Origin of the sequence: Oryzifoliimicrobium ureilyticum, from assembly GCF_037199735.1 — a bacterium.
Classification (GTDB): Bacteria; Pseudomonadota; Alphaproteobacteria; order Rhizobiales; family Rhizobiaceae; genus Rhizobium; species Rhizobium ureilyticus.
Window position 1 is genome coordinate 45500 of record NZ_JBBBVQ010000020.1, and the last position, 13316, is coordinate 58815.

Here is a 13316-nt window from a genome sequence, read left to right on the forward strand (position 1 = left end):
CGTTTGCCATTCTTGGCCCCCTCGTGGCTTGGCGGAAGATCGATCGCCATGAGAGGAGTTATAAGAGCGACCGACTACCCAATCTTGTTGGTTTCGACGGTTTTTGAACAATGCCGATGGATTGGTCGATCCGAAGTGCGAGTGTCTCGGGCAAGGTGTGCTGTAACAATGAAATCCATGCAACTGGTGGGCTGCATGGACTTTAAATTCGTCGTCTTATCGGTCTCTTGTTATCTTGTGCCGGTTTCGCAACCGGACGTGCTGCCTACACTCATGCATCTAGTTCTGTGGGGCTATGACGACAGTGATGTAATTCCGAGAGACCTGAAATTGATGCCCGTGAACTTTCTTTGCGCTAGGCGCCGAGATCGTTTATTTTCCTGTGAAGGTCGTGCCAGGCCACCAAGAGAAAGGCGCCTGCTAAGCCGAGGTGCTCGAAAAACCCGTTCATGGCCATGGTGTGTTCGCTACCGAGCGGCAGCTCCCAAAAACGCAAGGCAAGTAACATCGCCATAAGGGTAAAAATTCCCAGAGCGAGAGCCGCTACCCACCGGAAAAAGTCGATCAAGATCGCTGCAGACATTGCGAGCTCGAAGATAATAACCGCGATGGCAAAGAGATGTGTTGGTCGCAGGCCGAAATGATCCATCTCTGCTAGCGCGCCGTTGAAGTCCAATAGTTTCGTGATCGGTCCTTGGATGTAGGCAGAGCATAGAGCAAGCAGCCCAATCCATTGAACAGCCTTGCTTCCTACAAAACTCCTTCTAAGCCCAATTTGAGGGGCTGCCGGCAACTGTCGATGTGTAGCCATTTGATCCTCCCTCAAACTGCCCAGCAGGAGCAACCCAACGCTCCAAAAAAGCCCTTGAGATCAGCGATCGGGAGCTTTGATGTCCATGCGCCAGCATGATCGTGTCCATGAACACCGCAATTGCTGTTGCAAGCGCATGATGAGATCGCCGTCCGACGAAGAGAGTTCCTGCCCGCACCATGAGGTTCGCCCCATCCGGCATAGCCCCCAAATTTGCGAACCGGAGACCAGTCGGGCATTGCGGGGGGCACATCGTTTTCGTCGAGGGTCGCGAAATCGCCTGCACCATAGACGATCTTTCCACCAAGCATGGTGAGTTCGGAGGTAAGGAACGATATCTCGTCTTCCGCACAAGAGAAGAAGTCCTTGTCCGGAACCACAAGATCGGCGAATTGCCCTATCTCGATGCGTCCTTTCTTGCCCTCTTCATTCGAAAACCAGGTCACATTTTCCGTCCACATGCGAAGAGCGGTTTCTCTGTCTAGGCAGTTTGCGCGAGGATACAACTGCATGCCCCCGACGGTCTTGCCGGTCACCATCCATGCCAGCGATACCCACGGATTATAGGAGGCAACGCGAGTAGCATCTGTTCCTGCAGAGGTCTTGACGCCCTTCTCCAGGATCTTCGCGATTGGTGGTGTCGCCTCGGCAGCGCCATGGCCATACCGCTCTACGAAATACTCGCCTTGATAGGCCATGCGGTGCTGTACAGCGATGCCGCCACCAAGCGCCGCGATCCGGTCGATAGAGCGATCGGAAATTGTTTCGGCATGGTCGAAAAACCAATTCAGGCCATCAAGGGGAATATCCTGATTGACCTTCTCGAAGACGTCCAGGGCCCTTGATATCGTTTCGTCATAAGTGGCGTGAAGACGCCATGGCCAGCGGTTTTGAGCCAGAACTCGAACGACTTCCTCGAGTTCGCCCTCCATTTCAGGTGGCATATCGGGCCTTGGTTGGCGAAAGTCTTCAAAGTCTGCCGCAGAAAATACGAGCATCTCGCCGGCACCGTTGTGGCGGAAATAGTCGGTACCCTGCTTGTACTTCACCGATGAGGTCCAATTGAGGAAGTCTTCCTTTTCGCCTTTTGGCTTTTGAGTAAAAAGATTGTAGGCGAGCCTTACGGTGAGCTGATTGTCATCGGACAGTTTCTGGATGACAGCATAATCGTCTGGATAGTTCTGAAATCCGCCGCCCGCGTCGATCACTCCAGTAATTCCCAGGCGGTTCAATTCGCGCATGAAGTGGCGCGTTGAGTTTACCAGATACTCGAAAGGGAGTTTTGGCCCTTTTGCTAAAGTCGAATACAGGATGCCGGCGTTCGGCTTTGCAAGCAGCATCCCCGTCGGATTCCCGTTGGCGTCCCGGGTGATCTCGCCGCCTGGTGGGTTCGGTGTATCTTTCGTGTAGCCTACTGCCCGCAGCGCTGCTCCATTTAGGAGCGCACGATCATATAGATGCAATAGAAAGACGGGCGTGTCGGGCGCGACCGCGTTGATCTCCTCGATCGTGGGCAGGCGCTTCTCGGAAAATTGATGTTCAGTGAAACCTCCGACGACGCGAACCCATTGCGGCGCGGGTGTGTTTGCCACTTGTCGCTTCAACATGTCCATGGCGTCTGCAAGCGAGCGTACCCCGTCCCAGCGCAGTTCCATGTTGAAATTCAGACCGCCACGGACGACATGAGTGTGATTATCGATAAGTCCAGGCAGTACCCGCTTCCCCTTCAGGTCAATCATCTTAGTATCAGGGCCAGCGTGTATCATGACATCGGCGTCGTGCCCTACGGCGATGAATTTTCCGTCTTGGATTGCAACTGCGCTGGCGACTGGATTGGTGCGATCAAGCGTCGTGAAAAGCCCGCGGTGCAGAATAATGTCGGCGGTCATCGAAAAGTTCTCCGTTCAAAGCCTAATGTCGGCAAATGTTTAGGTGGTGAAAGGTCAGATCGGGTGGATCATGTCGCGAGCATAGGCGAGGCCTATGCCGTAGCCGCCGGCATGGGCTTCAACGATCGCCCTTGCTCCATCGTAAGTTTCCCTTCTCGTCCAATCACGTTGGAGCTCGAGAAGCACTTGCAGCCATGACGTCATGACGGCACCGGCAGTTTCCATTCGACGAAGCGCAAGGGAGTGGCTATCGGCGGTCACCCCGCCGCAAGTATCTGCGACGACAAAAACATCGTATCCATCTGCGAGCGCGGATAAAACGGGGAATGACACGCATGCTTCGGTGAGAAGGCCCGACACGATCAGCTTTCGTCGACCGATCTTTGCTATTTCAGCGCGGACCGCATCGTCCTCCCACGCATTCATGTTCCTGCGCTCGAACGAGGGAACTTCGCCCAGCACGTTTTGGATCGTCGGCATGAGGGGGCCGCTGTAGACCTTCGACGCTGAAGTCGAGACCACGACAGGGACTTGAAAGACTTTCGCGGTTTTGGCCAAAGCAACCGTGTTGCTCACTAACAACTGACGGTCGGTCGATCCAACCCCGAAGGCCAGACCGGCTTGATGATCGACGATGAGAAGCGTCGCATCCTGAGGAGAAAGGAGAGGATGTTCGGTCATATTCGTGCTCCGTGTTTTAACGGCTTGGGAGGAATTGCCGACATTTAACCCCGGGAGCATCTAGTGACTTGGACGGATGCTCTGGATTTGATGAAACCGCGCACGAAGTTTGTTTCGCAGGCAGGAAAGTATGGCCGGGGAGATGTCAGCCTAGCTGTCACGCGGCCAAAGATCGGCAGCCGTCGAGAGGTAGAGCTTCTTTCTCTCTTCAGCTTTGAAGCGTTACCCGCACTTTACTCGCAGAAACGCTGGAAAGATCGGAAACCGGATCGAATAGGGATGGTTGCCGGACGGCTCGGAATCACGACGAATTCGCTGGGGCTATTGAAGGATAAGTTCATGAGCGAACGAAAGGCTCTTCCAAGTCGCGGTGAAGCTCGAGAAGCTCAGCCATCTTGATCAGGTCGGCCAGGTTCTTGGCGCCCATCTTCCGCATTGCGTGGCCTCGGTGGATTTTCACTGTTACTTCGCTCAACAAAAGCTTGCCGGCGACCTGCTTGTTCATCAACCCCGTCGTTACCAGCGACATCACCTGTCGTTCTCGCAGGCTCAGTTCGGTATAACGCTTTCTCAGCCCACGAAGCTCGGCTTCTTCCTGTCTTCTGTTGCGATCGATCGCCAAGGCCGCGGCAACTGCGTCAAGCATGTCCTGATCCCGAAATGGCTTCGGCAGGAAATCAACTGCGCCCGCCTTCATTGCCCTCACCGTCATTGGAATATCGCCATGGCCGGTTATGAAAACAACCGGGAGGGATGCGCCGGCCTTCATCAGTTGATCATGAAAATCCAGACCGCTTTGCCCTGGCAGGCGAACGTCGAGAACAAGGCATCCTGTGACATCGGGCTTTCTGGCGTCGAGAAATTCCCTTGCATTGCCGAACATGCTGGTTGTTAAGCCGACCGAGCGAAAGAGGCTGTCCAAGGACATTCGCAGTTCATCGTCATCCTCAACGATGAATACGATTGGCCCCTCTTGAGCGACAATGTTCATTGGCGAATAAAGCTCAGCATATCACTGTTGAGACGGTCTTTATGGGTGAAAAGCAACCCATGCGGAGCGTTTTCATAGAGCTTCAGTTCCGCAGTCGGCATCAATTCGATAGCCTGTTGGGCGGTAGCGCCAAAAGGAACAAAAGCATCGTCCTCGCCGTGGATGATGAGGACTGGGATATCGAACTTCGCGATGTCTCCGCGGTAGTCGGTCATAGCGCAGGCGGTTATTGAATCATGAGCTGCCTTTAAGGAACATTGCATCGCGATCTGATGGAGCTGCATCATGCTGCCCTCGGAAATGCACGCGCCCTCTTTGTCCGCCCCAAAAAATAAACGCGAAAAGCCGCGAATGAACTCTGCTCGATCCGAACGCAGTCCTGCTCTGACGCTGTCAAACACTGCTTCGGGAACGCCATTCGGATAGTCCTCGCTCCATGCGAGCTTTGGGGTCGTCGCACCAATCAGGACAAGGCGTGATATTCTTTCGCTCCCATATCGGCCGATATAACGGGTAATCTCTCCACCGCCCATTGCGTAGCCGACAAGGGTTAGGTCCCAGAGATCAAGTGCCGTTATAATTTCTGATAGGTCTTCCGAGAACGTATCGTGGTCATATCCGTGCCACGGCTGATCCGACCGACCAAACCCTCTGCGGTCATGGGCGATGACGCGGAAACCTTCTGATGCCAAATGCATCATCTGGTTTTCCCACATGTCAGAGTTCAGGGGCCATCCATGGCTGAACAAAACGGGAGGACCGCTTCCCCAATCTTTGTAATAAAGCCGCGTGTCATCGCGAACAGTCAGCAGTGGCATTTTGTAGCCCCGAAGTTGTAATTTCAAAGCGCATATGAGGTCTAACAACTGTTCGCTCGAACCGCCAGAGCTGCATTTTTTTAGTGGGAGCAATCGTCAAATCGCAGCACAAACATACAAAAAATAGTCATGAACGCCTCAGCCTGATAGAGCGTCGAGGCCGCTATTTCCCCGCAGGCGATGCAAATTTAGGCATTCTGCAACAGATTTCGTCTGATCGACGCGTTCGCGAACCATTGCCCAGCTCGCCGAACGCTCTCCATAGAAAAATCCAAACCGCCTTCGTATGCGACAAGAACGCTCGTCCGTTATGACGCATGTTGTCCCCATGCAATTGTGCATCACGAGAGGACAACATTGATGACCGTTCATGCTACTCCGACGCCCGGTTCCAAGCTTTTGACGCCGAAAGACCACACGCTTCTCATGATTGACTTTCAGTCGCAGATGTCTTTTGCGACCAAGAGTATCGATGCGGTCAATCTGCGTAATAATGCCGCCCTTGTTGCCAACGCCGCCAAGGGTTTTGGCGTATCCACCATTCTGACGACGGTTGCGGAAAAAAGCTTTTCCGGACCGATGTTCAACGAAATCACCGATGCTTTCCCCGGACAGAAGCTGTTTGATCGCACCTCCATGAACACGTGGGAAGATGCCGCTGTCATCGAAGAAATCAATCGCATCGGCAAGAAGCGGATCGTTCTCACTGGGCTATGGACGGGTGTTTGCATCGTGGGTCCCGCGCTTTCTGCAATCGAACAGGGCTTTGAGGTCTTTGTTCTGGCAGATGCGTGCGGAGACGTGACCGATGAAGCGCATAATCGCGCTATGGACCGTATGGTCCAGATCGGGGTTCAGCCGATGACGTCGCTCCAATACATGCTCGAACTTCAGCGCGATTGGGCACGTACAGAGACCTACGACATGACAACAGGCATCGCAAAGAAGTTCGGCGGTTCGTATGGCCTTGGCATTATTTACGCCAAGACGATGTTCAACGCCGCCGAAGGCCACTGACACATTCAAAGCTTGTCGCGCCGTCGTTTTGGCTTCAAGCGACAGGTCGACCATGATGGAGGGTACACCTATGAAAATATATCTTTTATCGCTTGGTGCAGGCCTTCTGGTCGGCATCATCTACAGCCTTCTCAACGTCCGCTCACCGGCGCCCCCGGTTGTGGCCTTGATCGGCCTCCTTGGCATCTTGGTCGGCGAACAGCTGATTCCTTTCGCACGGAGTGTTTGGAGCAAAGAGCCCGCCGCGGTGTCTTGGCTCTATCAAATAAAACCGCATATGTTTGGTCATCTGCCGGGAGGCTTAAGCCGAGCAGACATTCCGACGAAATCAGATAAGGTCGACGTCTGAGATCAAGGTTAGCGAACAAGATGAGCGGGAAGCTCTCTCGCTCATCTCTTTGTGGTTGGAGGTATGAGGCCGATGCGCGTGAATGCCCAGCTGCTGATGCGTATTGCCGAGCTAATGCGTGGAGGTCGCGAACGCCTTCATTTTTACGAAGACGAGATCTTCGAATTCTCTGCTGAAGAGCGAGGAGTGATACCCGGCGCGCCGCCTACGCCCGCGCATTCGAAGAGTTTAAGATGCATATATGGCGCGACCTCAATTCTTGTCGGTTTGACCGGGGCACTTGGAAATGGCCTAGTGGTCGTAAACCTTCCCTATTTGCAAGGCGCCCTGCAACTGAATGGCAGCGAAGTGGCCTGGCTTCCTGCAGCATATTTGATGACATCAGCAATCTCTGGGGCGCTTCTTGTCAAATATCGCCAGCTGTTCGGCATACGGTCTTTTTGTATGGTCTTCCTGACGGTCCAAGTTTTTCTGATCGCCGCTCATCTCAGTGTGGACACTTTGGAAAGTGCTGTCCTTATCCGAGCAGCGAGCGGGTTCTGTGGCACGGCGCTTTTGTCGTTGGGCGTCTTCTATATGATCCAAGCTTTTCCAGTGAGCCAAAGACTTACTGCCGTGACCTTGGGCATCGGTATCCCCCAACTGGCCTTGCCGCTTGCGCGCCTATTTCCCAAAGATCAGCTTGCCTTAAACAACTGGCAGGGTCTGACATTGTTTGAACTCGGGCTATCAGCGCTTACCCTCGCGGTCGTCATCGTGGTGAGATTGCCTCCAAACACAAGGCAAAACAGCTTTGAACCGCTCGATGCGCTGACGTTTATATTATATACCGGCGGTGTTGCTCTGCTTGCTTCCTGCCTTGGCCTTGGCGGTTATCTTTGGTGGACGAATGAGGCCTGGATCGGCCTTGGGCTTGCCGCTGCAATCCCGTGCCTTACGCTAGCGTTCATAATCGAATACTTGCGCAGTCGCCCGCTGATCGATGTTCGTTGGTTATCCTCTGCGACCTTTATCCGATGGTCGATCATTGCGGTGATCTGGCGAATTGCGATCGCTGAACAATCACTCGGCGTGATCGGTCTGCTGCGTGACTTTGGCCTGACCAACGACGACTTCTTTGATCTTTCGCTCGTGATATTTCTTTCCGCAGTTGCCGGTTTATTGACTGCAGCACTGTTCATTGGCCCTAAACGACTGCCGCTCATGGTCGTCGCATCTTTGCTTTTGGTGGCTGTCGCGGCGTTCGCAGATTCCTTCTCGGGCATCGAAAGCCGTGTTTCGCAGTTTCTTGTCACCCAAGCGATCATTGCTTTCGCGACCACGACGTTTATCGGCCCCTCTTTTATATTTGGACTGTCAAGGGTCATCACCGAAGGCGGCGCGAAAATGACGAGCTTCGTAGCGCTGTTCGGCATCACCCAGGCTATCGGGTCGCTCTTGGGTACCGCCTTTGTGCAAACTTATCTTTTTTACGCGCAGCAGCGCCATCTTCTAGACTTTGCGGGGCAGGCTTCGAAGTCGAGCGCAAGCGTGCTTGCAGTAATTTCACAGAATGTGAGTTTATACGGTGCCGTGATTTCAGATCCGGTTCTTCGAGCCGGAGAAGGTGCGTCCGCGCTTTCTCAAAAGGCACTGCAGTACGCCAGGCTGGCTGCTTATAACGATGTGTTCTTTGCGATATCCATCATCGCCTTTTCAGCGGCTATTATTGTGACAATCGCAACTTCATGGGGCAAGCTTATGAACTCAATTACAAAGAGGCACGCAACATGACCGATGCAAACCCCATGCCGGTCCCCGCCGGTTCAGGAGCCGCGTGGCGTCCACCACGAAGCAGTGTTCTGTCGATTGCTCTTGCTGTCGGCCTTGGAACAGTTGGTACGCTCACCGTTCTCAAAGTCTGGCAGCTTCCTCCTTTCTCAAGTGCTGTCGTTACGACCGAGAATGCCTATATTCGCGGCCAGACGACATTGATTAGCTCGCAAGTCAGCGGTTACATCCGATCAATCGCTGTCGCGGACTACCAACATGTCAGAAAAGGAGACGAGCTGCTGCGGGTGGATGACCGTATCTATCGACAGAAGGTTGCTGAAGCACAAGCGAACCTAGATCTGGCCAATGCCAATCTGGCCAATAACAGTCAAGCAATCGCCCAGCGAAATCTCGATGTTGCTACAGCTGAGGCAAAGGTCGCAAGTGCCGAGGCTCAAAATGCCAAAGCCGGAGATGATCTGAAGCGCGTAACGCAACTGGTTCAGCGCGGCACCGTATCGACCAGCGAACTGGATGCTACACGCGCCACGCAGCTTTCTATGGCTGCTGCGCTTCAGGAAGCGCAAGCCTTGCTTGAAAGCGCACATCAAGGTGTTCGCTCTGCGCAGGTGAACGAAAACGCTCTCCGCTCCGAGGTTGAAAGCGCGGCAGCTCAGCTTGAGATGGCCAGAATTGATCTTGATTACACGACTGTGGTTTCACCCGACGATGGTGATCTGAGCGATGTGGGCGCAAGGAAAGGGCAATACGTCACCACCGGAACGCAGTTGATGTTCCTGGTGCCTGCGGAAAAGTGGGTCATCGCAAATTTCAAAGAGGCTCAGACAAGAAACATCAAGGTCGGACAACGCGCCTGGTTCTACGTGGATGCTCTTGGGCCTCGACGGTTTACCGGCGTCGTAGAGCAGATTTCCCCTGCGACAGGGTCGGAATATTCAGTGCTTCGGACCGATAACGCTATCGGTAACTTCGTCAAAATCCCCCAGAGAATAACGGTGAAGATAAGGATCGACGATACGGAAAGCGATGGTTCTGCCCTTCGTCCGGGAATGTCCGTTGAAGCATCCGTCGATACCGCAACTGTCGGCGAACCTCACGCTGCAAATTGACCGTACTTGCAGACAAACACGAGACTGGTGTCCAAGCGTTCGCGATAGCTTGAGTCTAAGGTTTCTCTAATGAATATGGAGAAACAAGATGTCTTCCAAATCCGCCGGCACATCATTAGGACGCCTCATTCCAATCGCAGCAGCCGCACTTGTGATAACGGAAACCCTTTTCGTTTCAGCAGCAAAGCCGTCATTCGCAGCCGCGCCAATTGTAGGAACGCAAGCGCCCGGCTTTTACCGTATGATGCTTGGAAGCTTCGAAATCACGGTCTTGTCGGATGGGACGCATCCATTTCCCGTTCACAAGGTGCTGACGCAAGTGGTTGGCGGCAAGGGCGCGATACCACTCGATCAAGCAGCGCCGGGCGAGGCAGATGCACTGCTCGCGGAGAGTAAGCTTGCTGTACCAGTCCAAGGATCGATCAATGCCTTCTTGATCAACACGGGATCAAAACTCATATTGATCGACAGCGGCGCCGGCTCGCTTTACGGAGATTGTTGTGGCCACCTGATCGCCAATCTCAAAAGTGCCGGTTATTCACCCGATCAAGTTGATGAAATCTATCTGACCCATCTTCATGCGGACCATGTCGGCGGTATTGCGCCGAATGGCAACATGGCCTTCAAAAACGCCGTCGTCAGGGTGAGCCAAGTCGATGCGGACTACTGGCTAAGCGACAAAAACGAGCAGGCGGCACCAAAGTTGCTAAACTCGATGTTCGAGGGAGATAAAGCCTCTCTGAAGCCATACATCGACGCTGGCAAATTTAAACCCTTTACGTATGGCGAACAACTTTCACCTGGTATCACACCGATCGCCAGTCCCGGTCATACGCCTGGTCACAGCTTTTTCATGGTGGAAAGCGATGGCCAGAGGATGCTGATGTGGGGTGATGTGGTGCACGTGGCGGCCGTGCAGTTTCCCAACCCTTCTGTCACGCTGGCCTATGATAGCGATGCGCAAATGGCCGAAAACGAGCGCGAAATGGTTTTTTCCGAGGCCGCACGGAGTGGCTACTGGATAGGCGCAGCACACATTTCTTTTCCCGGTGTCGGGCACGTCAGTGCCTCGCAAGGGAAATATTACTGGATCCCCGCGAACTACGACGGTTCACCTGTGCAGAAATAGCCGGGGATTATCGCCTGCTTCACACAGCTCGCACAGAGCGATGCGGCATTGCTTGTACAGAGGCAAGCGGATCTTACCAATTTTAGGTCCGAGCCGAATCGATGAGCCGCGAGCATCTCCTTCACATCAATGGAGTTCCTAAATGCCTCAATCTGAGCTCTATCGCTTTCGTCACGGAGAGTTTGATATCACCGTGCTCTCCGATGGTCCCATTATCCTTCATGGCGAGTTATTCGCGCCGGAAGCGGACGAGGCTGAGCGCGCCAATATTGTTTCAAGACTGAAAGGGTATGATAACAAGGCTCACGCCCAGTCAAACATTCCGCTGATCGTCCATAACAAGGATATCATCCTGGTGGATGTGGGTGCAGGCAAGCGTTTCCAGCCAACCGAGGGTATGCTCGAAGAAAACCTCGGACGCGTCGGCCTGAGCGCAGATGACATCACAATCGTTCTGATATCCCATGCGCATCCGGATCATATCTGGGGACTGCTGAAAGACGACGGAAGCTTGCGCTTTTCGAAAGCGAAGTACTTTGTTGGAAAGGCTGAGTGGGCCTTTTGGATGGGAGAGGCCGCTTCTGCGTTACCCCCGGAAGTGCAACCCTTTGTCGCGGGCGCACGCCGGGATCTCAGCGCTTTGAAAGATGAAGCGAACTTTTTGGAGGATGGCGACCAGATCGTCGCTGGCATGCATGTCCTCGCCACACCGGGACACACTCCTGGTCATCTATCGGTTGTGCTCGACGGCGACGTCCCGTTGATCATCACCGTCGATGCTGTTTCCAGTGACATTGTTTCATTTGAACATCCTGAATGGAGTTTTGGCTTCGATATGGATCCTGCCGAAGCCAGGGTCACGCGCCGGTCTCTGATGGACCGGGCAGTGGCCCAAAATGCAAAGCTACTTGGCTTCCATTGGACTTATCCCGGAGTGGGTTGGATCAAGCAGGTCGGCGCTGCCTATGAGTTCGTGAGCGCCGCGGGAGAAAGACCTTGACCCGGAGAGTCCTCGGACGACAAGGAAGCTTTCTTGCATCTGCGGCTGTCGTCGCGCATACGATCTGGACAAGTGCGGCACCCGCTCTGAGCTACCCGTTATATGCTCAACAATGGCATCTCACGACATTTACGACGACAGCGATTTTTGCGGTCTATCCTGTGCTTGTCGTCTTCGTCCTGGTTCTGTTTGGAAACCTTTCAGACTTCATTGGGAGAAGGGAGACGATGTTGGCAGGGCTCGCCTTCTCTGGCCTTGGATCTTTGACCTTCGCACTCGCTCAAAGTGTTGACTGGCTGTTCTGGGGCCGCGCGTTCATGGGCATAGGAGTTGGTCTTTCAGCCGGACCATCAGCCGCGGCAATTGTAGAGTTCAGCCCACCTCATCGAGTTGGTCAAGCCGGCGGTGCAACCGCGGCGGCCCAAGGCCTTGGAATGATGTCAGCTGCGCTGATCGGCGGCCCATTGATCCAATACGCGCCGCTTCCGCTGAGGCTGAACTTCGCGGTGCTATCAGGCTTTCTCGCTGGCTTGTTCGCCATGACATGGTTTATGCCAAATCACACTGCCTCGCGGCCGTCGGGACGTTGGAAGCCGAAGGTCCCGTCGATCCCCAACGGAGCGTATGCAGTCTTTGTTACTTCCACCGCAGCTGTGACAGGATCTTACGTCCTGGGCGCCATGACGCTCTCCCTCGGAGCTCAAGTTGCGCGTGACGTCGTTGCTTCTTCAAACGCTTTGGTCAACGGAGGAACGATCGCACTATTCGCTCTGGCATCGACACTTGCCACTATTCCGGCACGAAAAATCGCTGTGCGTATAGTGATGTTATCGGGTGGTATCTCTGCCATCGTCGCGTCTGCCGTGCTTGCGATTGCGGCCGTCGAGCATTCCTTGAGCCTCTACATCCTGGCTCAGCTTGGGGCTGGGGCTGCGTATAGCTGGCTCCTCCTCGGCGGCCTCTCGCTGATGAACTCCCACCTACCGGTGACGCACAGGGCAGCGACCTTGTCTGCCCTTTTTCTCGTGGCATATCTCGCGCAGGCGCTCGTCGCGCTATCGCTTGGAAAGACCGCCACAATCTATGGGCTTGCAATGGCAGTTGACATTGGCGTGGTTACGGTCGCCGCCCTTGCGCTGCTGACGCTCCTTTTGGACCTGATCCAACGCAAGACGGCTTTAGGTCGTTCAAGGAAAGCTCGATCATGACAGTCCTTCCAGCCAATCTGACTGTCCTCAACATACTGTTGATCTTTCATCATAGCCTCGGTCACGCGGGCATGAACCTAGGGATGATTGACGTTCCTGGTCCAATCTCTACTTCTTGCATTGGGCATCCGTGATCGGTGCAATTGGAGACGCTGGTGCCTTATAGTTTACTTATCGGAATTGTAGACGACGACGAAGATATTCCAATTGCGATCAGTAGTCTCTTAAGGTCGCTGGGGTACGAAGCTGAATGCTTTCATTCGGCAGAGCAGCTCTTATACCGCGCGAGATTGGCTGACTTTTTTTGCATAATCAGCGATATTGATATGCCGTTCATGGATGGTATTGAGTTGACGCATGCACTCGGTGAGCTTGAGCAAGGTCTACCGGTTATCCTCATGACAGGCAGAATGGAGCCAAGTTTGGAGGAACGGGCCTATGCAAGCGGGGCAATTTCAGTTGTCGCCAAGCCGTTCTCTTTGAACGACCTGAGTCGCAATCTAGATAAGGCCGGTGACTATCGCCGGGGTGCCGTTTGACT

At 54.0% G+C, this 13316-nt stretch carries 13 protein-coding genes; 8 read left to right on the forward strand and 5 right to left on the reverse strand.

Annotation, left to right across the window (positions count from 1 at the left end):
* Positions 1-355: 355 nt before the first annotated feature.
* From VQ830_RS22580 to VQ830_RS22600, 5 genes are all read right to left on the reverse strand, one after another.
* The gene (locus VQ830_RS22580) at positions 356-811 is read right to left on the reverse strand and encodes a DoxX family protein (RefSeq protein ID WP_337270474.1); all 456 of its coding nucleotides are present in this window, start codon (positions 809-811) and stop codon (positions 356-358) included.
* Positions 812-822: 11 nt separating this feature from the next.
* Complete coding sequence (locus tag VQ830_RS22585) at positions 823-2700, reverse strand: amidohydrolase (RefSeq protein WP_337270409.1); 1878 nt, start codon at positions 2698-2700, stop codon at positions 823-825.
* A 54-nt stretch (positions 2701-2754) separates the two neighbouring features.
* Entirely contained in the window at positions 2755-3381 is a 627-nt protein-coding gene (locus tag VQ830_RS22590; protein WP_337270410.1) for a hydrolase, read from the reverse strand.
* A gap of 337 nt (positions 3382-3718) precedes the next feature.
* Entirely contained in the window at positions 3719-4372 is a 654-nt protein-coding gene (locus VQ830_RS22595) for a response regulator transcription factor (protein WP_337270411.1), read from the reverse strand.
* Positions 4369-5190 (reverse strand): alpha/beta fold hydrolase, encoded by an 822-nt coding sequence (locus VQ830_RS22600; protein ID WP_337270412.1) that lies wholly within the window; start codon positions 5188-5190, stop codon positions 4369-4371. Before VQ830_RS22600 ends, VQ830_RS22595 begins: the two co-directional genes overlap by 4 nt.
* Before the next feature lie 360 nt (positions 5191-5550).
* Between VQ830_RS22600 and VQ830_RS22605 the strand changes: the two genes are divergently transcribed.
* The 8 genes from VQ830_RS22605 (at position 5551) to VQ830_RS22640 (ending at position 13314) form a co-directional block, all read left to right on the forward strand.
* Entirely contained in the window at positions 5551-6207 is a 657-nt protein-coding gene (locus VQ830_RS22605) for a hydrolase (protein WP_337270413.1), read from the forward strand.
* A gap of 70 nt (positions 6208-6277) precedes the next feature.
* Complete coding sequence (locus tag VQ830_RS22610) at positions 6278-6556, forward strand: XapX domain-containing protein (protein ID WP_337270414.1); 279 nt, start codon at positions 6278-6280, stop codon at positions 6554-6556.
* Between the two features lie 72 nt (positions 6557-6628).
* A complete protein-coding gene (locus VQ830_RS22615) occupies positions 6629-8329 on the forward strand; it encodes an MFS transporter (RefSeq protein ID WP_337270415.1) in 1701 nt (566 codons plus the stop codon).
* Positions 8326-9438 (forward strand): HlyD family secretion protein, encoded by a 1113-nt coding sequence (locus tag VQ830_RS22620; RefSeq protein WP_337270416.1) that lies wholly within the window; start codon positions 8326-8328, stop codon positions 9436-9438. Before VQ830_RS22615 ends, VQ830_RS22620 begins: the two co-directional genes overlap by 4 nt.
* 88 nt (positions 9439-9526) lie before the next feature.
* Entirely contained in the window at positions 9527-10567 is a 1041-nt protein-coding gene (locus VQ830_RS22625) for an MBL fold metallo-hydrolase (protein ID WP_337270417.1), read from the forward strand.
* Between the two features lie 142 nt (positions 10568-10709).
* The gene (locus tag VQ830_RS22630; protein ID WP_337270418.1) at positions 10710-11567 is read left to right on the forward strand and encodes an MBL fold metallo-hydrolase; all 858 of its coding nucleotides are present in this window, start codon (positions 10710-10712) and stop codon (positions 11565-11567) included.
* Positions 11564-12775 carry an MFS transporter gene (locus VQ830_RS22635; RefSeq protein ID WP_337270419.1) on the forward strand — a complete coding sequence of 404 codons (1212 nt, stop codon included), beginning with the start codon at positions 11564-11566 and terminating at the stop codon, positions 12773-12775. Before VQ830_RS22630 ends, VQ830_RS22635 begins: the two co-directional genes overlap by 4 nt.
* A 155-nt stretch (positions 12776-12930) precedes the next feature.
* Complete coding sequence (locus tag VQ830_RS22640; RefSeq protein ID WP_337270420.1) at positions 12931-13314, forward strand: response regulator; 384 nt, start codon at positions 12931-12933, stop codon at positions 13312-13314.
* Positions 13315-13316 lie beyond the last annotated feature (2 nt).